Genomic DNA, 21,016 nt, shown 5'->3' on the forward strand with positions numbered 1-21,016 from the left:
ACCCCGGGCGCGGAATTCTCCGCCTCTGGCACATCACAAAAGGGGCACACTGGCCCTCTTCAAGATCCGGTCGTCGCATGATGCCTCTCAGTACACATGTCCTAGGGGGATCGTGAACATCCGCAGAGCCGCCTGCGCCACCCTGCTCATCGCAGCGACGACCACCGCCTGCACCGGCACCGCAAGCGACGACGAACAGCAGCCGACGACGGCCGCCAAGGCCGGTGGCCCGCCCGCGGCGTCCGCCACCGCCAAGGGCTCCGCCCTGAAACTCGGGTCGGGCCACCACTGGTCCGACACCGACCTCGACGGCAGCCGCATCAGCGGCACCACCACCGTCGTCGGCTACACCCAGCCCGCCGAGGGCGTTCACCTGGGCGACGAGGTCTCCCACTTTCCGCACCCCGTGTGGGCGGTGCTCGACGTGAAGGTCTGCGCCGACGAGGACAGCACGAACGTCCTGGTCGCCCAGCAGCCGTGGCAGCTCGGTTTCCCCGACGGCACCCGCGTCGCGGCGCCCTTGATCAGCGGAGCGGGAGTGCCCGAGCCGGAGTACCCGGTCGACGGCGACCTCGTGAGACCCGGTACGTGTCTGCGAGGGAAGATCACGTTCAGCGTGCAGAAGGGAACCCGGCCCGACCTGATCATCTACGGTCCCGAAGGCCGCGATCCGGTCCGGTGGGCGGTGCCCGAGCCCCGGAAGTGACAGGCGGGCCGATCTCGGCCGGGTCGGCGCCTGCACCACGGCACACAGAACAGCCGAGGCCCGCCGGCACCGGGTCCGACCCGGGCCGACGGGCGGCCGTCACCTACGAGCTACTGCCCCGGGTGCAGAATCACCTTGGTGTAGCCCTCTATGCGCTTGTCGAACTTGTCGTACGCCGTGGGTGCCTGGTCCAGCGGCATCTCGTGCGAGACGACGAAGCTCGGCCGCGCGCGCCCCGAGATGATGAGGTCGCGCAGCTGCCGGTTGTAGCGCTTCACGTTGCACTGCCCGGTGCCCAGACGCAGACCCTTCTCGAAGAGCTTGCCGATTGCGACCATGAGGCGGCCGCGCTTGGACTGCTCGTCCGGCGCGCCCGGGTCGGACGGCACGTAGAGCCCGGGTATGCCGAGCGCTCCGGTCGGCCGGACGGTCTCGATGATCGAGTTCAGGACGGCCGCGGGCTCCTCGCGGGTCTCGTCCGCGCCCTCGGGCCTCGCCATGGCCTGATAGCCGACCGCATCGATGCCCTTGTCCGTGCCTTCACCGTTGGTGTGCTCCTTGATCTGCTCCACCGGGTTGCCCTCGGCGAAGTTGATCGGGATCGCGCCGATCTCCTCGGCCTTCTGGAGCCGTTCGAGGACACGGTCGACCACGAACACCTTCGACGCGCCCCGCAGCATGGCCGAGTACGCGGCCATGAGCCCCACGGGGCCGCCGCCGTACACCACGACACTCTCGCCCGGAGAGACCTGGGCGAGCTCGTTGCCGTGGTAGCCGGTCGGGAAGATGTCCGCGAGGAGAATGAAATCTTTTTCATTCTCGGTGCCTTCCGGCAGCTTCAGGCAGTTGAAGTCGGCGTACGGTACGCGCACGTATTCCGCCTGACCTCCGGGCCATGGCCCCATGGCCACATATCCGTACGCGCCACCGGCGAAGCCCGGATTCACGGTGAGACAGAATCCGGTGTAATCGGCCACACAGTTCTTGCAGAATCCGCAGGCCACATTGAAAGGCATGACCACACGGTCGCCCTTCTTCAGGGACGTGATGCCGTCGCCGAGCTCCTCGACGATTCCCATGTTCTCGTGACCGAAGACGATGCCCGGTTCGGCGGCGGTGCGACCCTCATACATGTGCAGGTCAGAGCCGCATATCGCGGTGGATGTCACCCGTACGATGACCTCGTTCGGGTGCTGGATCCGAGGCTTCTCGACCTCTTCCACCGCTACTTCGAACGGTCCCTTGTAGACGACAGCCTTCATGCCGACACCTCCAATAAACGATGCGTGCTCGCTGCTGGAGGCAAACGGCCGTCAACCGAACGTAGCTCTGTGCGAACGGGCCGTAGAAACTCTCGCGGCCGTTCGCCTCGCGTGACCCAACTCTCATGCTCCCCCTATAGGGAGGATGAGACAAGCCAGCTATCTTCGAGGGGACGGAAGTGCCGATTTCAACCTCGCGCCGAACCTCGTGCCGAATGGGAGGACGAGAGAAGTGACTCAGCGATTCGGGACCCTGCTTGTCACCGTGCCCGGCCTGTCGGGCACCACATACCCGCCGGGGACGCCCGTGGCCATCACCGGCCGTGGCTCGTCCGTCGACGCCTTCGTGGGCGGCGACTGGCTTCCCCTGGCCTGGTGGGAGTTCGCCGAGGGCCGCGAGGACATCGTCGATCGCTGACGGCGGACCCTCCGAGGCGCTCGAAGTGGCGGAGTGCGTCCGCGATTTCGCCGCCTCGCCGCGTGCCTGACACGAGCTGACGCCGTGCCGCGGCACCCCACCGACTGCCGTGTCCGACGCCGGAGTTGAGTTCTCCGTGCGGCCGGAGCCCTTGGCGGCCGGACCACTTGGCGGACCGCTCGCGAGGGGGACGGGAGCCGCGCTCAGACCGTGGGCGCGGGTGTGCTTCCGAGGCCGTCGGCCATGGCCAGCTTCAGCTTGGTCTCGTCCGCGCTGCCGGGCCGTGCGGTCAAGATCACGATCTTGAGTTCCGCATCGCCGTCCGTCAGCACATCGCAGTCCACCTCGACGGGTCCGACCCTCGGATGCTCGATCGTCTTGCGGTCCTCGCGGTGTGCTGCCACCGCACCGCTCGACCACAGCCGGGCAAAGGTCGCGTTGCCCTCGGTCAGCACGCTGATCAGCTCCGCCAGGCGCGCGTCATGCGGAAAGCGACCGGTCGCCCTGCGCAGGTCGGACACGATGGCGAGGTCCGAACCGTCCTGGTTCTCCACGAGCACCGGCCACGAGGAGACACGTCCGGCGTCCGGACCGACCGGGAACCGCTCACGGGCGAAGTTGCGCCGCTCGGGCGGCGCGGCCGCCGGATCGCCCACGAGAGCCGCCCACCCCGGGTTCCACCAGATCATCTGCCAGTCCGCGGCGAACACGGCGACCGCGACGTCTCCGAGCCGGTTCAGCACGCGGTGGACACCCGGCGGGATGCGGTCGCGGATCGGCTCGTCGCCCGGGAACACCAGCCCGGCCATGCGGTAGAGATGCTCACACTCGGCGGCGGTCAGGCTCAGTGCGCGCGCGAGGGAGGCGACGACCTGGGCCGACGGCGCCGTGGCCCGCCCCTGCTCCAGGCGCACCACGTAGTCGACGGACAGCCCGGCTCGCTCGGCGAGTTCTTCGCGACGCAGCCCCGCCGCCCGGCGCGTCCGGCCCGTCGGCAGCCCCACGGCGGCCGGGGACAGCCGCTCCCGCCAGGCACGGATCGTCGGGCCCAGCCCAGCCTCCTCGTTCGTCGCCATCCGTCCATCCTGCCCCACCTCCGGTGACCGTGGTACTGCCGTTCCTACGGTCGGAGCGTCCCTGGCAGAGCACCCGCGCGCCGGGGACGATCGACGCATGACCACCACGTTCATCACCGGAGCCAACAAGGGGCTCGGCCACGAGACCGCCCGCCGCCTCGTCGCACTCGGCCACACCGTGATCATCGGGGCCCGCGATCCGGAACGGGGCGCGGAGGCGGCCGCCGCGCTCGGCGCGCGCCACGTCCGCATCGATGTCACCGACGACGCGTCGGTCGCCGCAGCGGCGGCCGACGTCGCCGCGCACGAAGGCCTGGTCGACGTCCTGATCAACAACGCCGGCGTCCACGGTCCGCACGGCGATCCCGGCGACCTGACCGGTGCGGAAGCGCTGGCCGTCTTCGACGTCAACGTCTTCGGCGTGATCCGGACGACCACCGCCTTCCTCCCGCTGCTGCGCCGGTCCGCGGACCCGGTCGTCGTCAACGTCAGCAGCGGTATGGGATCGCTCGCCCTCACCCACGACCCGTCGCGCGCCGAGTCCTCCGTCGTCGCCCCCCTGTACACCGCCTCCAAGGCTGCCCTCACCATGCTGACGACGCAGTACGCCAAGGCGTTCAAGGACATCCGCGTCAATGCCGCCGATCCCGGCTACACGGCGACCGATCTCAACGGCCACAGCGGCCCCCAGACCCTTGCCGAGGGCACCGACGCGATCGTCCGTCTCGCCACCGAGGGCCCCGGAGCCGGTTCGGGACGCTTCATCGATCGCACCGGCCCGATCGACTGGTCCTGACCCGGCACCCCGGCGACAGGCCCGACCCGCCGAGCACGCCGTCCCCACCCGGCAGGGGCCGAAACAGGCGCGCGGGCTCGCGGGGGCCGCAGCGCTCGGCCGCCACCCGACCACGATCCTGGCCGGCGCCCGGGAGCGGGCGCGCTCATCGCATGGGGCCGACGAAACGGGGGACTCGGACCCCGCGGGATCGGCGATCGGACCGCCGGCCTACGGAGAGGTGCGCCGGGTTCATGGAGAAGTCATCGTTTTCGGAACATGAGCGTCGCGTACTCGCACGGCTGGAGCGGCTGCTGCGACAGGACGAGGCGACCGACCTGGGGATGCGCCGGCTCGCCGTCGGCCGGAGGCATGTGCTGCGGGGGATCGGCTCGGGCCGTGGTCTGGGCCTGCTCTGCCTCCTGTCGCTGTCCCTCATGATCACGGGCATAGCGACGTCCCAGACGCTGGTCACCGTGGCGTTCGCCGCGGTGTGGGCCGTCACCCTGCTGCTGGCGGCGACGTGGCTGTTCGCCTCGTCCCGTCGACGCAGCCTGTGACCGGACGGGCGACGCGGCCTGTGCCGCACGGCCGAGCCGTCCCTGCCCGACGACCTGTCCGGAAGCGGGAGCCCTGCCTCACGAACTCTCCGGACGCACGATGACGACCGGGCAGGTCGCGTGCTGCGCGACGTGCTGGCTCACCGATCCCAGCAGGGCGCGAGTGAACCCGCCCCGGCCCCGGCTGCCCACCACCAGCACCTCCGCTCCTTCGGCCGCCCGCAGCAGTACGTCGGCGGCGTTGCCGCGGACCAGCAGCGCCCGGACCGAGGTGGCCGCGTCCGCGCCGAGGGCGTCACGCAGCTCCCCGGCGAGTTGCTCACGTGCCTCCGCCTCGTCGAAATCCGTGTCGACGACCGGTGCCGACCAGTTGTACATCCCCGAGAGTTCCCAGGCGCCGACCGCGTCCACGGCCCCGCCGACGAGACCGGCATAGCGCACGGCCCAGCGCAGCGCCGCGTGCGACGACGGTGATCCGTCCACGCCGACCACGATCCGCGGCCCCGAGACTTCCCCGCTCATGCGTTCCACCTCTCACGTCCCCCCTGACTCCACGATTCGTCGGCCCACCCCCTCTCACGCTGCGTGACTCCGCTCGGCGGCGCCACAGAAGGGCGTCCGACAGAGCAGGATCCACCCGGCTTACCGGACGCGGTGCCTACCATCGGAGGGAGGAACCATGGCGCACGTACTCGGGTGGAGCTGAGTACGTGCGCTCTGGTCGGTGCAGGGGCGGGCCGGAAAGCTGGGGTCATGCGCGAAGGACTGATGAAATCCCTCAACCACCTGATACCCGTCGTCGTGTCGGCCGGGGTGACGCCGGCCCTGTGGGCCGCATGGCTGGGCTGGGACCAGCACCGGGACGTGCGACCGGACGGGAGCACGACCGGCCCGTACGAGGCGTGGCAGGTGATCGGACTGGTGCTGACTCTGCTGGCACCGGTGTACTGGGCCGCGTCCCGGGGCCATGTCGCGGCCTCGGTGCTCGGCACGACGATCGGTCTGACCGTTGCCGCCTATGTCGACTGGTCGGACGACTCCAGCGGCCTGTTCATGGTCGGCGTGGGCATGGTCATGGTGGGGAGCCTCGTGGTCACCGCGCTGGTCGCCTCCCTGGTCGCTTCTTTCAAGCACGACGGTCGGAGCGCCGGAGCCTGAGGTCCGCAGCGCCCGCCTCGGCGACTGGCCGGCCGGTCCGGTGCGGTCTCCGCCGAGGCGGGTGCTGAAGCCGTCGTCCGAGCGAGCGCGGTGACCGGCCCGAGTCCCTTCCTCGGTCGCTCGACGTCGTGCTCGTGCTCCCCGCCGGACATGCGAGCGACGTCGCTCGCCGGCTCGACCAGGCGGCGTGCAGGCCCGGCCGGGCAGCGGCGGTCGCTCGATATGTGCTCAGGGCCCCTCACTTCGGGACATGATCGACAGGGCGGCCCCGACCCGACCATAGGGTCCGGATCATGAATTCCTCCTTGTCCGCCCGCCCCTCGCCGCCGACGGTGCACCGAAAGACGCGTCCGGCATTCGGCCCCAGCTGGTTCGCGGCCGTGATGGGCACCGGCATCGTCGCCAACGCGGCGGTCACCCTCCCGCGGGGCTCCCACGGCCTGCGGACCGCGGCCACGGTGGTCTGGCTGGGCGCCGCGCTGCTGCTGATCCTGCTGACCGTGCGCTACCTCGGTCAGCGGGCGCTGCGGGTGCACGTCGGCGATCCGGTGACGGCCCAGTTCTTCGGTGCACCGCCGATGGCGCTCCTCACCGTGGGCGCGGGGACGCTGCTGCTGGGCCCTCCGCTGATCGGAGCGGGCGCGGCGCTGGCCGTGGACTGGGTGCTGTGGTCGCTCGGTACGGTGCTCGGTCTTGTCGCAGCCTGCACCGTGCCCTACCTGATGGTCACCCGGCACCGCTTCGAGCCCGACGCGGCGTTCGGCGGCTGGCTGATGCCGGTGGTGCCGCCGATGGTCTCCGCCGCGACCGGCGCGCTGCTCGTTCCCCACGCACCGGCCGGACAGCCGCGCCTCGCGCTGCTGCTGGGCTGTTACGCGATGCTCGGGCTCGGCTTCGTCGCGGCGCTGCTGGTGCTGGCCATGATCTACGGCCGCCTGGTGCACCACGAGGTGCCCACGGGAGCGGTGGTGCCCACGGTGTGGATCGGACTGGGCGCGCTGGGCCAGTCGGTGACGGCGCTCGGCGCGCTGGCCGCGGTGGCTCCCAGCGCGCTGCACGCGCCCTACGCGCGCGGCGCCGGCGTCTTCGCCCTGCTGGGCGGAGTGGCCGTGTGGGGCTTCGCCATGCTGTGGCTGGCACTCGCCACAGGGCTGACGGCTCGCACGATCCGGAGCGGACTGCCCTTCGCGCCCACTTGGTGGTCCTTCATCTTTCCGGTCGGCGCCTGTGTGACGGCCACCAGTACCCTCGCGGGGCGCACGGGATCGCAACTGTTCGTGTCGCCGGCCGTCGCGCTCTATGCGCTCCTCGTCGTCGCCTGGGGAGTCGTCGTGGTCCACTCCCTCCGTCACGCCGCCAGGCACATGGTGCGCCGGACCGCCTAGCGGAAGGACCGACTCGACGCAGGCTTGCGCCGGTTCTGCGATCCCGGAAGTCCGTGTATCGCGGGCGTATCGAAAATCGCATACGCCACCGCAACGGCCCCCCGTCTCCAATGAGGGCGTGAACAACGACGCATCCCCAACGGCACCGCCCCGCCGCACGCGCGGGATCGTGCTCCTGAGTCTGGCGGTCCTGGGCTCGGCGAGCGCCGTGTTCGTCGTGCGGCGACCGCTCATGATGTCCGTTCCGATGTGCAGGGCCGGGCGGTGGCACGGCTGTTTCGACACCTTCAACGGTGTGGTGCTCATGACGCTGGTGGCGTTGCCGGCGGCGGCGCTGGTGGTGTGGGCTCTGGCGCGTCGTCGGCGTGCCCACGGCGTCCCGTCGGAGTGGGCGTGGCGCGCGTCGTGTGCCGAGGTGGGCATGGTCCACGGGACGGTGCCGCTCGTATGGCTGACGATGATGCCGGGCGCCGCGGCCGGCACCGCCCCCGCCCGGGTGAGCCTGGTCCCGCTGCGGGACCTGATCACGATGGGGCCGCTCGGGATCGCCGGCAACCTGCTGATCTTCGCGGCGCTGGGGTTCTTCGCCCCGATGCGGTTCGCGGCGCTTGCATCCGCGCCGCGGGTCCTGGCGCTCGGGGCGGGCTGCTCGGTCCTGGTCGAAACCGCACAGTACGTCCTGCGCCTGGACCGGGTGTCCTCCGTGGACGACGTACTGGTCAACGCCGCCGGTGCCCTGCTGGCCGCGCTGGCCTCGCGCCGCTGGTGGCGCACCACGACGGAGGCGCCGGCGGACCGGCCTCGCCCCGTGCCGGCGCCGGCAGGCTGAGCCGCGTGTCCGGCGCGCACGCGCCCTCGCATACGTCGGCGATATGCGGTGCTGCTTAGGCTTCGGACATGCGCGTACTGATCGTGGAGGACGAGCCCTACCTGGCCGAAGCCGTCCGTGACGGTCTGCGGCTGGAGGCGATCGCCGCCGACATCGCCGGCGACGGCGACGCCGCCCTGGAGCTGCTCGGCGTCAACTCCTACGACCTCGCGGTCCTCGACCGTGACATCCCAGGCCCCTCCGGCGACGAGGTCGCCCGGCGCATCGTCGCCTCCGGCAGCGGCATCCCGATCCTCATGCTCACCGCCGCCGACCGGATCGACGACAAGGCCTCCGGGTTCGAACTCGGGGCCGACGACTACCTCACCAAACCGTTCGATCTCCGAGAACTCGTGATGCGGCTACGGGCGCTCGACCGCAGACGCGCGCACGCCCGGCCCCCGGTCCGTGAGATCGCGGGCCTCCGGCTCGACCCCTTCCGCCGAGAGGTCTTCCGCGACGGACGCTACGTCGCGCTCACCCGCAAGCAGTTCGCCGTGCTGGAAGTCCTCGTCGCCGCCGAGGGCGGGGTCGTCAGCGCCGAAGAACTGCTGGAACGCGCCTGGGACGAGAACGCCGACCCCCTCACCAACGCCGTACGCATCACCGTCTCCGCACTGCGCAAACGGCTCGGCGAACCATGGATCATCGCCACGGTGCCGGGTGTCGGCTACCGCATCGACGCCCGCCCCGACGGCGCCCGCCCGGGCAGCACGCATGCCTAGACGCCCAGGGCTCAGCGTCCGACTGAAACTCACCCTCAGCTACGCCGGGTTCCTCGCCGTCGCCGGAGCTCTCCTGCTGGCCGTGGTGTGGGTGTTCCTGCTGCGCTACGTACCCGACAACCCCAAGGGTCTTCTCGGGATCTCGCCCAACCGCTACCTCCTCGTCCGCACCTTCGCCCCGGCCGCGGCCCTGGCGATGGCGTTCCTGCTCGTGTTCGGCCTCGTCGGGGGGTGGATCCTGGCCGGCCGGATGCTCACGCCGCTCACACAGATCACCGATGCGGCACGGATGGCGGGGGGCGGGTCGCTGTCCCACCGGGTCCGCATGCAGGGCCGCCAGGACGAATTCCGGGAACTCTCCGACGCGTTCGACACGATGCTGGAACAACTCGAGTCGCACGTAGCCGAGCAGCGGAGGTTCGCCGCGAACGCCTCCCACGAACTGCGCACGCCGCTCGCGATCTCGCGGACGCTCCTCGACGTCGCCCGCAAGGACCCCACACGGGACCGGGGCGAACTCATCGAACGACTGCACGCCGTCAACACCAGGGCGATCGACCTCACCGAGGCACTCCTGCTGCTCAGCCGCGGCGACCGCGGACACTTCACCCGCGCCGGCGTCGACCTCTCCCTCCTCGCCGAAGAAGCCACCGAAACGCTGCTTCCTCTGGCCGAACAGCGCCGGATCACGCTCGACGTCACCGGCGGGGCCGCCCGGACCAGCGGCTCCGCGGAACTCCTGCTGCGGATGGTGACGAACCTCGTCCAGAACGCCATCGTCCACAACCTCCCCTCCGGCGGCACCGTGACGGTCCACACCGAGGAGCACGGCGACACGAGCGTGCTGCGGGTCGAGAACACGGGCACGCGGCTCCCACCGGAACTGGTACCGACCCTCACCGAACCCTTCCAGCGCGGCACGGAACGCGCACGCACCGACGAGCACGCCGGCGTCGGCCTGGGCCTGGCCATCGTGCACAGCGTCGTCCGCGCCCACGACGGGACCCTCGACCTCACATCCCGTCCCGCCGGCGGTCTCCTCGTCACGGTCCGGCTCCCCGGCACACCGTAGGCATCGCCCCGAGCGGTGCGCGTACGGGGCGCAGACGAACTCAGGTCGGATACTGATCGTGCCCCTTGCGAAGTGCCGCGAGTCGGGCCATCTGCTCACCCATGCCGCGGGTGCCGGCCAGCGGGGTGTGGGCGTGTGGCCATACGGTGCGGACGAGATCGACATGGCGCGCGCCGCCGAGGGCCACGACAGGGTCGACGAGCACGACGGCGCGCAGCGCCGCCTGTTCCAGGAGGACTTGGGCGGTGACGGCGTCTGCTGCTCCATGGGGTGTGTCGTACGGTTCGATCACGTCGTCGAGGTCGAGCAGGCCGTGACGTGCCGAGAGGATCAGGAGACGGTCGGGCCGCAGGGCGTCAGCGGTCTTGCGGCACGCACGGTGATAGGAGCCGACATACATGTCCGCCGCCCGTGCGCGCCGCCCCAGTTTCCGACTGCCGCACGGAATGACGACCAGTTCTGGACGGAAGAGGTCGGGACGGTCGTTCGCTGTCATGCCTGGTCCTGCCTGTTCGCGGGTGACGTCGAAGGTGTGGATGGTCCATGGACCGGTGATGCGGGGAAGCGCCCGGCAGCAGCCTTCCACCCGGAAATCGTCCTGTTGCCGCCATGTCCTGAAGTGACGCTTTCATGGCATTCCCGGGCATCTCTCCCGGCCCCCGTGAAGCCCTAGCGTCGGAGACGCGACACGAACCGGACGGCTCGAGCCCGCGGCAGCTGCGCGGCGGAGGCGAAGCCCCCGTGCACGACGAGTGACCACCGGGACTCCGGCCGTGATCGCCCCAGGTCGTTCTCGAAGAGGAAAGAAGGCGATCCACACCGTGGCATCGCAACCATGCGCTGGTGAGCCAGTGCTGCACGGACCGGAATTCGGTATCAACGAATGGATCGTGGACGAACAGTACGAGAGATACCTGCGCGATCCCGGATCGGTCGACAGGACCTGGAGGGACTTCTTCTCCTCTCCGCTCCCGGCGGCCCGCCGTGAGCCGCCCGAGGCCGCGGCGAACGCGCAGGACGGCGCCGTCAGCGCGGCGGCCGGAGCCGTCCGCGTCGCCGCGCTCATCGATGCCCATCGGGCGCGTGGACACCTGGCGGCCGACACGAACCCGCTAGCGGCGGGGCGGGCGGCCGCTCATCCGGAGCTCGACATCGCGGCATTCGGACTCGGGGCCGAAGATCTGCCGGAAGAGTTCGTGGTCGACGGATTCGCCGGAGCGGACACCATGACTCTTCGCCAGGTGCTGAAGGTTCTGCAGGATTCCTACTGCCGAACCGTCGGCACCGAGTACATGCACATCCAGAGCTCCCGGGAACGCCACTGGGTCCAGCAGCGGCTCGAAGCGCCCCAGGCCCGGCCGGACGTCGCCGAACAACTGCACATCCTCTACCGGCTGGGCGCGGCCGAGTCCTTCGAGACGTTCCTGCAGACCAAGTACGTGGGGCAGAAACGGTATTCGCTGGAGGGCGGCGAGTCGGCCGTCGTGCTGCTCGACGCCCTGCTGCTCCGCTCCATCGGGCACGGAGTGAGGGAGGCGGTCATCGGAATGGCCCACCGGGGCCGGCTCAACGTTCTGGCCAACATCGTCGGCAAGCCGTATGCGGAGATCTTCCGCGAGTTCGAGGATGCCGCGGGCATCCGCTCGGACGCGGGATCCGGCGATGTGAAGTACCACCTCGGCGCGGAAGGCACCTACCGTGCCCTGGACGGCGGCACGATCGCCGTCTCCCTGCTGGCGAACCCCTCGCACCTGGAGATCGTGGGGCCTGTGGCCCAGGGAGTGGCGCGGGCCAAGCAGGACCGGGCCGCGGACGGAAGCGAATCCTTCCCCGTGCTGCCGATCGTCGTCCACGGCGACGCCGCGTTCGCCGGACAGGGCGTGGTGTCCGAGACGCTGAACATCTCACAGCTCCCCGGTTACCGCACCGGCGGAACGGTCCACATCGTCATCAACAATCAGATCGGCTTCACGACCTCGCCCGTCGCAGGGCGTTCGGGCACCTACGCCACCGACGTGGCACGGTCGGTCGGGGCCCCGGTCTTCCACGTCAACGGAGACGACCCCGAGGCCGTGCTCCGGGTCGCACGCCTCGCCTTCGACTTTCGTCAGGCGTTCCACAAGGACGTCGTCGTCGACCTGCTGTGCTACCGGCGTCATGGCCACAGCGAGGTCGACGACCCGTCCATCACGCAGCCCGCGATGTACGACCGCATCGACGCCAGGCCTTCGGTGCGCGCCCTGTACGCCGAGGAGTTGCTCCGCCGAGGGGACGTCGGGGAGCGGCAGGTGGAAGGCGCGTTGCGGGACGTTCGGGGGCACCTCGACCGGGCCTTCGCCGAGGCACGGGCGCGGTCGGTGCCGCGCCCACGGGAGCCCGTGGGGGCCGCGGACGGCCGGGGTGCGACCGGCTCCCCGGCTGCGCAGGCGACCGCGATCACGGAGACGACCGCCCGGCGTGTCATCGCCTCCCAGACGGCGCTGCCGGGAGACTTCAGCGTGCATCCGCGCGTCCTTCCGCAGCTCCAGAAGCGCGCCGCGATGCTGGATGCGGACGCGATCGACTGGGCCACCGCCGAATCTCTGGCCATCGGTTCCCTGCTGCTGGACGGGATTCCGGTGCGGCTGACCGGGCAGGATTCCCGCCGCGGCACGTTCGGTCAACGGCACGCCGTGCTCACCGACCGGCGCACCGGCACGGAGCACACACCGCTGAACCGACTCGGCGCGCGGGCCGCCGATTTCGCGCCCTACAACTCGACGCTGTCCGAACTGGCAGCGCTGGCCTTCGAGTACGGGTACGCACTGGCGAGGCCCGAGGCGCTGGTGCTGTGGGAGGCCCAGTTCGGCGACTTCGCCAACGGGGCCCAGACGGTCATCGACGAGTACATCTCTGCATCCGAACAGAAATGGGGGCAGAGTTCCGGGGTGACACTGTTGCTCCCGCACGGCTTGGAAGGGCAAGGGCCCGACCACTCCTCCGCCAGGATCGAGCGGTTCCTCCAGCTGTGCGCACAGGAGAACTTGACCGTCGCCATGCCCTCCCTGCCGGGCAACTACTTCCATCTGCTCAGGCAACAGGCGCTCGGCGAGCGCAGAAGGCCACTGATCGTCTTCACCCCGAAGTCGATGCTGCGGTCGAAGGCGGCCACCTCCAGGCTGACGGAACTCACCAGGGGCGCGTTCCGTCCGGTCGTGCCGGACCGGACACAGGATGCCGCCGGGATCCGGCGTGTGCTGGTGTGCTCGGGCAAGGTCTTCCACGACCTGGACGCGCACCGGCGCGAGTCCGGCAGGCAGGACACCGCGATCGTGCGCCTGGAGCGTCTCTACCCGTTCCCGGAGGAGGAGCTCGCCGCGGAACTCGCGCGCATTCCCGCCGATGCCGAGGTGCGATGGGTGCAGGAGGAGCCGGAGAACCAAGGGGCGTGGACCTTCGTGTGGCCCCGTGTGCAGCGGTCGGCGAACCGTCCCGTCGATTGCGTCAGCCGACCGCCGGCGGCAGCCCCCGCGGTGGGATCTGCGGGGCGGCACGTCGGCGAACAGAAGGATCTCGTGGTGTCGGCCTTCCGCTGACCGCGCCACCTGCCTCGGGGGTGAAGCGGCGCGGCACGCATGGACAGCCGCGCCGCGGTGGCGATCGGTTCCTCGCGAGAAGCCGAAGTTCTCCAGGTGAGTGGACCTGTCATCGGAACAGAGGGTCCGATGGGACCACCCGACCACGTCGCCCGACCACGTCGACGGAGCATCGCCCGGTCAGGCCGCGCCCACGCCGTCGTCGCGGGCGCCGCCCGGTCAGGCCGCGCCCACGCCGTCGTCGCGGGCGCCGCCCGGTCAGGCCGCGCTCACGCCGTCGTCGCGGCCACCGGACTCTTCGCACCCGCGCCGGTCGTCCGGAAAGTGGCCCGGAACGCACCCGGTGTCACACCCAGATGGCGCACGAAGGCCCTGCGGAGCGACTCGGGCGATCCGAATCCGGTGCGCCGCGCCACCACCGGCAAAGCGTCGTCGCCGGTCTCCAGCAGCATCTGGGCTGCCTCCAGCCGGACTTGCTCCACATACCGGGCCGGAGTGGTTCCCACCTCTTCGTGGAAGAGGCGCGTCACGTGCCGGGTGCTGATGCCCGCCCTACGGGCCATGGCTGCCACCGTGTGGTTGGCTCCGGGATTCGCGGTGACGGCTTCCAGCAGGCCGCGGAGCATCTCATGGTGCACATGTGACGCCTGGGAGTGGACACTGAACTGGGACTGGCCACCGGGCCGTTGCATGAAGACGACCATGTCCTTGGCGACCGAGCGAGCGACGTCCGCACCGTAATGCTCTTCGACGAGCGACAAGGACAGGTCGATACCGGCGCTGACACCTGCCGACGTCAACATCTGCCCGTCCCGCACGAAGATGGCGTCCGGTCGGACCCGCACCGATGGGTAGCGAGACGCCAGTTGCTGTGAATGGCGCCAATGGGTCGCGGCACGACGGCCGTTCAGAAGTCCGGCCGCGGCGAGCAGGAACGCGCCCGTGCACACCGATGCCGTACAGCGGCTCGTCTCGTTCAGGTGCCGGATGACGTCCAGGAGGGCGTCGTCCTTGCTCAGCGTCTCCCATTCCGGGCCGCCGGGGATCACCAGGACATCGGACGGCTCACGCACATCGCTGACGGCGAGGTCGGCGCTGAGGCGTGTGCCCGCGGAGGTCACCACCTCCGCGCCGTCCTCGGACACGATCCGCACCCGATAGCGCGCGCCGAACTCGTTGGCCGTCGTGAACACTTCGATGGGGCCGGTCACATCGAGCAGCCGCACTCCGGGAAAGACGAGGACGGTCACGGTGAGCGGACCCGTTCCCGGGTTCGTGCGCTTCATGGGATGCCTCCGGGCCGTGCGCGCTGCGGACACTGGACCGACGAGGCGCCGCCCACAGTGTGCTCGACGGCAGCCCGCGGACACATGCCTCAAGGGCGTGGATCAGAACGGCCGTTGAGAAGCCGGCCGGTGCGTTCCCCTCGGAGGCGAGGGGCAGGTCGTGCCCTGCCCCGGACCGCTGTTTCGTCGGATTTCCGTGTCTCAGCATGCGCCCTGCGCCCTGCGGAAGCCACGACCGGCTGACTACCAGCTGGGAGGCACAGCCTCCCAGGACACGCGCGGCACGCCACGGATCGCAAAGGGTTCCGCTGGTGCCGGCGCCAAGGACGCTCGCCGACCGGAGGTGACCTGCATGAAAGCGCCGATCTTCGAAGAAGTCAACGGTTGACCTCCGAGGGCGCTGCTGCGATCTTAGCAAGCGCTTTCCACTCGTTCGGTTCGGCGTCAAGGGAGACGCATGACGGAGTTTGCCGCACCCACCCGCTCCACCGACGCGTCCGCCCCACGTGGGGACCGTCCGGTGTTCACCGGTCACCACACTCATCTGTGGGGCTTCCTGCTCGCCGGCTGGCTGATCAGCTACGCGGACCGCACGGTCACCGGACCGGTCATCTCGTGGATGATCGAGAACAAGGCCGGTTTCATCGGCGACGCCGCCAACCCGGCGACGCTCGGCGGTCTCATCGGCTCGATGTTCTTCACCGGATACATGCTCACGCAGTACGCGGGAGGCCGCCTCGGCGACCGTTACGGCCATCGCGAGATGCTCGTCGTCTCCCTGCTCTGGGCGGGCCTGCTGACGCTGGTCTCCGGGGTCACCGGCGGACTGATCGGGTTCGTCGTGGCCCGGGTGCTCACCGGTCTCGGCGAGGGCGTCTTCTACTCGAACGACCGCGTTCTCGTCATCGCGCACACGCCGCCGGCGCGCCGCACGATCGGTCTCGGCGTGGTCCTGTCGGGCCTGTCGATCGGTCTGACCGTGGGCATCGTCGCCACCCCGCACCTCATCGACTGGGGCGGCGACCGGGGGATGGGCGGCGGCGCCTGGCGCATGCCGTTGTTCGTCTTCGGTGTCGTCTCGCTCCTGGTCGCGGCCGCGACCTGGGCGTACTTCCGGGCGCGCGGTGACCGGCCGCTCCGCCTGGGCCCGCCCGCACTGCGCCTGGTCGCCTACTCGGTGCCCGCGGCCGTGGCGATCGTCGCGCTGTTCCTGCTCGCGGACGAGTTCGGCTGGCCGGACTGGCTCACCGCGGTCGGTTCAGGGGTTCTCTTCCTGGTCATGGTGACGCTGGTGATCCGGGGCATCGTGCGCACCGGGCGCTCGGCTCAACTCCTTGGCCGCGACGTGTGGCTGATCTGCCTCTCCTTCGTCGCGGTGATGTGGAACCTGTGGTTCTTCTCCTTCTGGTCGGTGCAGATCGTCGCGGAGAGTGCGCACAGCAGCCTCGGCGCGGCGGCGCTGACCGCGGCGTTCAACGCCGGCGCGGGCATCCTCGGATTCCCCGTGGGCGGCTGGATCGCCGACCGGCGCGTCCGTGCGGGCAAGGGGCGCAAGCCGCTCGCCGTGATCTGCGCGGCCGTGCACACCGTCCTCGCGGTGGCGTTCGGAGTGAGCCTGCTCGGTGACGGCGAGCCGTCCTTGCTGCTGCTCGGCGTGATCCTGTTCTGCTCCGGTCTCTTCTTCAACGCGCTCCAGCCGATCGTCCACAGCATCCTGGGCGACCTGGCCGACGAGGAACACCGCGGTTCGCTCTTCGGCCTGTTCAACCTGGTGGCCGAGATCGGTGCGGTGGCGAGCCCGGTCGTCAGCGGTGTCCTGCGGGACGCGACCGGCAGTTGGGCCCCGGGCGTCTTCACGGCGGCGGGCGTGATGGCCGTGTCGGTCGTCCTGTACGGGATGGTGCGCGAGCGCATACCCGGCACGGCGGCGGCCTGACCGCGCGCCGGGGCCGAGGCGATACCGTCGGGGGGGGGGGGGGGGGGGGGGGGGCGGCCCCGGGGGGGGGGGGGCGCGGGGGGCCCCCCCCCCCCGACTGGTACGAGTCCATGCCGGCCCGGCGGACTGAAGGACGCGACCGTGCCGGACGCGACCGTGCAGGACGCGACGAGCCGTCACGAGGCGCCCGACGCCCGCGTCCGCCGCCGGCGCGCCGCCCGAGTGGCCGTGGGTGCCGGGGAATTCGGTCGACAGGCGAGGATGCGGCACGCTGGGATGGGCTCGACCGCCCGCCGTGCGAGGTGGGCCGACGGCAGGAGCTGTGCTTGGCGACGGACGGAAGAGCCGCGGAGTCGCGTCCCGGAGCCGCGGAGGCCCGCCCCCGGATCGATGCCTCGCTGGTCGGACGCTTGGTGGACGCGCAGTTCCCGCAGTGGGCCGGGCTGCCCCTGACGCTGCTGGACCCGGCCGGTTCGGACCATGTGATCTACCGGATGGGTGAGGATCTGTCCGTGCGGCTGCCGCGCCACGCCGGAGCCGTCGGGCAGGCCCTGAAGGAGTCGACCTGGCTGCCCCGGCTCGCCCCGCACCTCCCGCTGGCGGTCCCGGAGCCGGTGGGCGTGGGCCGGCCCGCCTTCGGATACCCGTGGCCGTGGGCGGTGTCCCGTTGGCTCGACGGCGAGGTGGCGACCGTCGACGCCCTGGCCGACTCGTACGAGGCCGCCGTGGAATTGGCCGGGTTCCTTACCGCCCTTCAGGGGTTCGCGCCCCGGGACATTCCGGCGGGAGACGGCGGTCAGGACCTCACCGGCGGATCGCTGGCCGACAGGGACCGCGCGACGCGGGCCGCCATCGCGCGGGTCGAGGATGCCTTCGACACCGACGCCATGACGGCGCTGTGGGACGCGGCGCTGGGCGCCCCCGCATGGGACCGGCCTCCCGTCTGGTTCCACGGCGACTTCCACACGGGCAATCTGCTCACCGTCGACGGCCGCCTCAGCGCGGTCATCGACTTCGGCGGGCTCGGCAGGGGAGACCCGGCCTGCGACCTGACCGTCGCCTTCACTCTGATGTCGGCCGCGAGCCGGGCGGTCTTCCGTACCGCGCTCGGCGTGGACGAGGCGACCTGGACCCGGGGCCGCGGCTGGGCCCTGGCGACCGGCCTGAACGCCTACACCACCTACGCCGCCGTCGATCCCCGGGTCGCCGCACAGACCACCCGCCAGATCACCGCGGCTCTCGTCGGCTGAGGCACGAGAGGAGTTCGGACGCCTGATACCCGGCCCCTGCCCTGCCGGGAAACGGGCCGCCTAACCAGCCATGAAGCGGCCGTTCGGCTGTTTCACCGCGGTCAGTGTCGCGTAGACCACGACGTTGCTCTGGTAGCCGCTGCGCTTCACGTATCCGCCGCAGGTGATCACCCTCAACTCGGGCAGGCCGGATCTGCCGTAGACCTTCTTGCTGGGGAACTTCTTCTTCTCGTAGATCTCCACGGCGTCGACGGTGAAGACGGCCGTGCGCCGGTCCGCCCGGCTGATCTCGATCGTGTCGCCCTTGGCCAGGGCGCCGAGATCGTAGAAGACGCCGGGGCTGCCATTGCGCATGTCGACATGCCCCGCGGTCACCGCGGTGCCCGTCGAGCCCGGCGCCGTGCCTCTGCCGTACCAGCCGACCAGGTTGGGGTTCCCGGGGGGCGGGGGCTCGAGCGCCCCCGCCTTGTCGAGACCCAGCTTCGTCATGGGGGCGTTCACGTCGATGGCGGGGATGCGCAGCCGGACAGGCTTCGCGGGCGGCAGCGGCTGGACGGGCAGGAGTGTTGGCGGAGCGGTACGGCCGGGCATGCCCGCCGAGGGTGTCGAGAACGCCTGCCCGGCCGTGGGCCGCGGTGGCTCACTGTCGAACATCGCGCCGATCACCAGGGCGCTGCCCGTCACCAGGGCCACGGCGAGATACGTGACAGAGGGGACCGGTGGGACGAACCTGCGGGGGGACGCGCTTGCCATGTGCCGGGTTTCCCTAGCGGTTGAGGCGCTTGCCTGCGGCCGGGTGGTGTTCGTCGTCCGGCCTCCGGCGCGCGAACGGTACCAGGCCGGTGTGGCGGGGCTGGGCTGTCAGTATCGGTCGCCGTGCGCGCGGCGACGCATCCTGATGAGGCCTCCGGCGGCGGCTGCGGCGAGCAGCGCACCACCCACGGCGAATTGGGTGTCGGTGTCCTGGGCGTCTCCGAAGCCGGCCTCGATGGCGCCGTCCGGGGCGAGGCCGGCGATCTCGTACGTGTCGGTGAGCTTGGTCCGTGGCGGGCACTTCACGGTGACGGTGTCGGTGTCGGTGTCGAGGTCCTGCCCTTCCGGGATCTGGAACTCGCCCTTGAGTTCGCCCTTGCGGTCGCCCTCGAACATGTGGAACGACCCGCCCGCCTCCGACTCGCCCTTGCCGTAGTCCACGTCCGGGCCGCAGGCCGTGGTGGTGACCGTGACCGTGGAGCCCGGAGAGGCGTCACCCGAGCGGATGTCGAGATCCGAGTCACCGGACGCGAAGGCGGCCGGTCCCTGCAGAGCCACGATCCCGATGACCACGCCGATGCCGACGCCAACGTGTTTGTTTCGCAAGGGAATCCTCCAACGGAGCAGTGGCCGGCCTGTCTGCGCGGCGCCCCTGTACTGCTCCACTCCACCGTCGAGGCAACCGACACTCCGTCAGCTCCGCAACAGGAGATGGCGGTGGAGTCGTCACCCGGGCAGGCGTAGTCACTGTTCCCGCGGGCGCATTCATGCAGGTCGCCGGAGCGGAGACCCGGGCAGGGGGAGGAATCACCGCGAGAGAGCGGATGGGCTAACGACCTGCGCGGGGTCCACACGTCATGGCCCGGCCGGTGCGGACAGGCACACCTCGGCGCGGTGGACGACACACCGTCATCACGTCATGTGCGGAGCTCGGTTGACGCCTCGTCGAGTTCGGCCGTGAACTGGGCGCCGGCCAGCAGAGCGAGGTTGGACAGCCACAGCCAGATGAGGAAGACCACGACGCCCGTCAGTGAGCCGTACAGCCTGCTGTAGGCGCTCAGGACGGAGGCGTACAGGGCGAAGCCGGCGGACACGGTGAGCCACAGTGCGGCGGCCAGGATGCCGCCGGGCAGGCTGCGCGTCCGGCGGCGGGCCGGTGCCGGTCCGGTGTGGAAGACGACGACGACCAGGAGCGCCACGAGACAGAGCAGGAACGGCCAGCGCAGCAGGCCCCACGCCCAGACGAACGTGGCGTCGAATCCCAGGTAGCGGCCCGCCTGCTCGGCGACGGGCCCGGTCATCAGCAGGACGAGGGCGCTGACGACGAGCAGGCCGAGCAGGGCGAGCGCGGTCACCACGATGCGGTGAGCCTTGCGCCAGGGCGAGCGTCGGTCCGCCACCCGGTGCATGCGGTGCAGTGCGCGGCGGCACACCGCGAGGTAACTGGAGGCCGACCACAGGGCGCTCAACGTGCCGGTGCACAGCAGCGTCCATGTGGTCGAGTCGTTCCGCAGCATCCTCGCCAGCACGTCGTGGAGCTCGGTTCCCGACTGGGCCGGGGCGTAGGCGGTGACATGGGCGATGAAGTCCTCCGCCGTGTCCGGACTGATCAGGCCGAACGCGATGACGGTGACCAACAGGGCGGGCAGTACGGCCAGGATGGCGTAGTAGGTCAGAGCCGCGGCGTAGTCGGAGATGTCGTCGCGCCACATCGACACCGGAGTGCGCCGCAAGGCGGGCCACCACGAGGCGGGTACCCGGAGGCTCCCGAGGGGCTGGGTCAGTGAACGGGTCCTGCCGCCGTTCTCGGCCTGCGGTTCAGCGGACATGTGGCACCCGGTGCGGTCGGTGGCTGACGGGGACGGGAGTGTGCACGGAGCAGGGCGCGGTGGCGGCCTCGGGCCCGGACACGTGAGTCTTCCGGTCCGCGGCGGTGTCCAAACCACTTCCGGCCGGACGCGGACGCGCGACCGGGGTGTTCGGCGCGGGGCACATGACGTCAGGACCCGGCGGGCCGCCGACGTGACGTCGGTCTGTGCGGGAGCTCTGCCGCCGAATGCGAGTCCGGCCCGTACCGTGACGCTCCGGCGTCCGGTCCGTGGGGGCGAACGGGACCGGGTACGGCAGGGTGGTGCCGCGCGCCACCGCCGCCCGACGTCCGCGCACGGTGGCCGAGCCCCGGGCCGCCGGGAGGCGGTGGGCGGGCAGTGC

Annotated in this window: 20 protein-coding genes; 12 read left to right on the forward strand and 8 right to left on the reverse strand. The window is 70.7% G+C overall.

The window, feature by feature from the left end:
* Nucleotides 1–112: 112 nt before the first annotated feature.
* Entirely contained in the window at nucleotides 113–706 is a 594-nt protein-coding gene (locus ACZ4IF_RS40350; protein WP_467572887.1) for a hypothetical protein, read from the forward strand.
* Nucleotides 707–816: 110 nt separating this feature from the next.
* On the opposite strand, the gene ACZ4IF_RS40355 is transcribed toward ACZ4IF_RS40350, so the two are convergent.
* Nucleotides 817–1,968, reverse strand: coding sequence for a glutathione-independent formaldehyde dehydrogenase (locus tag ACZ4IF_RS40355; RefSeq protein ID WP_467572890.1), 1,152 nt, complete (start codon nucleotides 1,966–1,968; stop codon nucleotides 817–819).
* Between the two features lie 232 nt (nucleotides 1,969–2,200).
* Between ACZ4IF_RS40355 and ACZ4IF_RS40360 the strand changes: the two genes are divergently transcribed.
* Nucleotides 2,201–2,386 (forward strand): hypothetical protein, encoded by a 186-nt coding sequence (locus tag ACZ4IF_RS40360; RefSeq protein WP_028799905.1) that lies wholly within the window; start codon nucleotides 2,201–2,203, stop codon nucleotides 2,384–2,386.
* 203 nt (nucleotides 2,387–2,589) lie between these two features.
* Here the strand turns inward: ACZ4IF_RS40360 and ACZ4IF_RS40365 are convergent, their stop codons facing one another.
* Nucleotides 2,590–3,462 (reverse strand): helix-turn-helix domain-containing protein, encoded by an 873-nt coding sequence (locus tag ACZ4IF_RS40365; RefSeq protein ID WP_467572894.1) that lies wholly within the window; start codon nucleotides 3,460–3,462, stop codon nucleotides 2,590–2,592.
* A 97-nt stretch (nucleotides 3,463–3,559) separates the two neighbouring features.
* Here ACZ4IF_RS40365 and ACZ4IF_RS40370 point away from each other — a divergent pair, with 97 nt between their 5' ends.
* Together ACZ4IF_RS40370 and ACZ4IF_RS40375 are read left to right on the forward strand one after the other, a co-directional pair.
* Nucleotides 3,560–4,258, forward strand: a complete 699-nt coding sequence (locus tag ACZ4IF_RS40370) for an SDR family NAD(P)-dependent oxidoreductase (protein WP_467572897.1) — start codon at nucleotides 3,560–3,562, stop codon at nucleotides 4,256–4,258.
* 233 nt (nucleotides 4,259–4,491) lie between these two features.
* Nucleotides 4,492–4,797 carry a DUF3040 domain-containing protein gene (locus ACZ4IF_RS40375; RefSeq protein ID WP_467572900.1) on the forward strand — a complete coding sequence of 102 codons (306 nt, stop codon included), beginning with the start codon at nucleotides 4,492–4,494 and terminating at the stop codon, nucleotides 4,795–4,797.
* 78 nt (nucleotides 4,798–4,875) lie between these two features.
* On the opposite strand, the gene ACZ4IF_RS40380 is transcribed toward ACZ4IF_RS40375, so the two are convergent.
* Nucleotides 4,876–5,319: a universal stress protein gene (locus tag ACZ4IF_RS40380; protein ID WP_467572905.1), complete on the reverse strand. Its 444-nt coding sequence runs from the start codon at nucleotides 5,317–5,319 to the stop codon at nucleotides 4,876–4,878.
* Between the two features lie 231 nt (nucleotides 5,320–5,550).
* On the opposite strand from ACZ4IF_RS40380, the gene ACZ4IF_RS40385 reads away from it, so the two are divergent.
* The 5 genes from ACZ4IF_RS40385 (at nucleotide 5,551) to ACZ4IF_RS40405 (ending at nucleotide 10,005) form a co-directional block, all read left to right on the forward strand.
* Nucleotides 5,551–5,955, forward strand: coding sequence for a hypothetical protein (locus ACZ4IF_RS40385; protein ID WP_467572908.1), 405 nt, complete (start codon nucleotides 5,551–5,553; stop codon nucleotides 5,953–5,955).
* A gap of 293 nt (nucleotides 5,956–6,248) precedes the next feature.
* Entirely contained in the window at nucleotides 6,249–7,340 is a 1,092-nt protein-coding gene (locus tag ACZ4IF_RS40390) for a TDT family transporter (protein ID WP_467572911.1), read from the forward strand.
* A 118-nt stretch (nucleotides 7,341–7,458) separates the two neighbouring features.
* Nucleotides 7,459–8,169 carry a VanZ family protein gene (locus ACZ4IF_RS40395; protein WP_467572914.1) on the forward strand — a complete coding sequence of 237 codons (711 nt, stop codon included), beginning with the start codon at nucleotides 7,459–7,461 and terminating at the stop codon, nucleotides 8,167–8,169.
* A 68-nt stretch (nucleotides 8,170–8,237) separates the two neighbouring features.
* Nucleotides 8,238–8,933 (forward strand): response regulator transcription factor, encoded by a 696-nt coding sequence (locus tag ACZ4IF_RS40400; protein WP_467572917.1) that lies wholly within the window; start codon nucleotides 8,238–8,240, stop codon nucleotides 8,931–8,933.
* The gene (locus tag ACZ4IF_RS40405; RefSeq protein WP_467572920.1) at nucleotides 8,926–10,005 is read left to right on the forward strand and encodes a sensor histidine kinase; all 1,080 of its coding nucleotides are present in this window, start codon (nucleotides 8,926–8,928) and stop codon (nucleotides 10,003–10,005) included. The genes ACZ4IF_RS40400 and ACZ4IF_RS40405 overlap by 8 nt, the downstream gene beginning before the upstream one ends.
* A 40-nt stretch (nucleotides 10,006–10,045) precedes the next feature.
* On the opposite strand, the gene ACZ4IF_RS40410 is transcribed toward ACZ4IF_RS40405, so the two are convergent.
* Nucleotides 10,046–10,501 (reverse strand): DUF6884 domain-containing protein, encoded by a 456-nt coding sequence (locus ACZ4IF_RS40410; protein WP_467572923.1) that lies wholly within the window; start codon nucleotides 10,499–10,501, stop codon nucleotides 10,046–10,048.
* 355 nt (nucleotides 10,502–10,856) lie between these two features.
* Between ACZ4IF_RS40410 and ACZ4IF_RS40415 the strand changes: the two genes are divergently transcribed.
* Complete coding sequence (locus ACZ4IF_RS40415) at nucleotides 10,857–13,580, forward strand: multifunctional oxoglutarate decarboxylase/oxoglutarate dehydrogenase thiamine pyrophosphate-binding subunit/dihydrolipoyllysine-residue succinyltransferase subunit (RefSeq protein WP_467572926.1); 2,724 nt, start codon at nucleotides 10,857–10,859, stop codon at nucleotides 13,578–13,580.
* 269 nt (nucleotides 13,581–13,849) lie between these two features.
* Here the strand turns inward: ACZ4IF_RS40415 and ACZ4IF_RS40420 are convergent, their stop codons facing one another.
* Entirely contained in the window at nucleotides 13,850–14,866 is a 1,017-nt protein-coding gene (locus tag ACZ4IF_RS40420) for a GlxA family transcriptional regulator (protein WP_467572930.1), read from the reverse strand.
* A gap of 457 nt (nucleotides 14,867–15,323) precedes the next feature.
* On the opposite strand from ACZ4IF_RS40420, the gene ACZ4IF_RS40425 reads away from it, so the two are divergent.
* Together ACZ4IF_RS40425 and ACZ4IF_RS40430 are read left to right on the forward strand one after the other, a co-directional pair.
* Entirely contained in the window at nucleotides 15,324–16,802 is a 1,479-nt protein-coding gene (locus ACZ4IF_RS40425) for an MFS transporter (RefSeq protein WP_467572933.1), read from the forward strand.
* 326 nt (nucleotides 16,803–17,128) lie between these two features.
* Nucleotides 17,129–18,052: an aminoglycoside phosphotransferase family protein gene (locus ACZ4IF_RS40430; RefSeq protein ID WP_467572937.1), complete on the forward strand. Its 924-nt coding sequence runs from the start codon at nucleotides 17,129–17,131 to the stop codon at nucleotides 18,050–18,052.
* 60 nt (nucleotides 18,053–18,112) lie between these two features.
* On the opposite strand, the gene ACZ4IF_RS40435 is transcribed toward ACZ4IF_RS40430, so the two are convergent.
* From ACZ4IF_RS40435 to ACZ4IF_RS40445, 3 genes are all read right to left on the reverse strand, one after another.
* Nucleotides 18,113–18,805, reverse strand: coding sequence for a class F sortase (locus ACZ4IF_RS40435; protein ID WP_467572939.1), 693 nt, complete (start codon nucleotides 18,803–18,805; stop codon nucleotides 18,113–18,115).
* 108 nt (nucleotides 18,806–18,913) lie between these two features.
* On the reverse strand, nucleotides 18,914–19,411 hold the full coding sequence (locus tag ACZ4IF_RS40440) for a sortase (protein ID WP_467572941.1): 498 nt from the start codon (nucleotides 19,409–19,411) through the stop codon (nucleotides 18,914–18,916).
* Nucleotides 19,412–19,722: 311 nt separating this feature from the next.
* Nucleotides 19,723–20,634 (reverse strand): YihY/virulence factor BrkB family protein, encoded by a 912-nt coding sequence (locus ACZ4IF_RS40445; protein WP_467572944.1) that lies wholly within the window; start codon nucleotides 20,632–20,634, stop codon nucleotides 19,723–19,725.
* Between the last annotated feature and the right edge of the window lie 382 nt (nucleotides 20,635–21,016).

The sequence above is a fragment of the Streptomyces sp. NPDC025784 genome (genome assembly GCF_055558435.1).

Coding starts and splice junctions, on each gene's coding strand:
- ACZ4IF_RS40435 (WP_467572939.1), bottom strand. CDS start 18,805: ATGGCAAGCGCGTCCCCCCGCAGGTTCGTCCCACCGGTCCCCTCTGTC.
- ACZ4IF_RS40355 (WP_467572890.1), bottom strand. CDS start 1,968: ATGAAGGCTGTCGTCTACAAGGGACCGTTCGAAGTAGCGGTGGAAGAG.
- ACZ4IF_RS40400 (WP_467572917.1), top strand. CDS start 8,238: ATGCGCGTACTGATCGTGGAGGACGAGCCCTACCTGGCCGAAGCCGTC.
- ACZ4IF_RS40380 (WP_467572905.1), bottom strand. CDS start 5,319: ATGAGCGGGGAAGTCTCGGGGCCGCGGATCGTGGTCGGCGTGGACGGA.
- ACZ4IF_RS40410 (WP_467572923.1), bottom strand. CDS start 10,501: ATGACAGCGAACGACCGTCCCGACCTCTTCCGTCCAGAACTGGTCGTC.
- ACZ4IF_RS40420 (WP_467572930.1), bottom strand. CDS start 14,866: ATGAAGCGCACGAACCCGGGAACGGGTCCGCTCACCGTGACCGTCCTC.
- ACZ4IF_RS40425 (WP_467572933.1), top strand. CDS start 15,324: ATGACGGAGTTTGCCGCACCCACCCGCTCCACCGACGCGTCCGCCCCA.
- ACZ4IF_RS40405 (WP_467572920.1), top strand. CDS start 8,926: ATGCCTAGACGCCCAGGGCTCAGCGTCCGACTGAAACTCACCCTCAGC.
- ACZ4IF_RS40365 (WP_467572894.1), bottom strand. CDS start 3,462: ATGGCGACGAACGAGGAGGCTGGGCTGGGCCCGACGATCCGTGCCTGG.
- ACZ4IF_RS40375 (WP_467572900.1), top strand. CDS start 4,492: ATGGAGAAGTCATCGTTTTCGGAACATGAGCGTCGCGTACTCGCACGG.
- ACZ4IF_RS40385 (WP_467572908.1), top strand. CDS start 5,551: ATGCGCGAAGGACTGATGAAATCCCTCAACCACCTGATACCCGTCGTC.
- ACZ4IF_RS40370 (WP_467572897.1), top strand. CDS start 3,560: ATGACCACCACGTTCATCACCGGAGCCAACAAGGGGCTCGGCCACGAG.
- ACZ4IF_RS40390 (WP_467572911.1), top strand. CDS start 6,249: ATGAATTCCTCCTTGTCCGCCCGCCCCTCGCCGCCGACGGTGCACCGA.
- ACZ4IF_RS40445 (WP_467572944.1), bottom strand. CDS start 20,634: ATGTCCGCTGAACCGCAGGCCGAGAACGGCGGCAGGACCCGTTCACTG.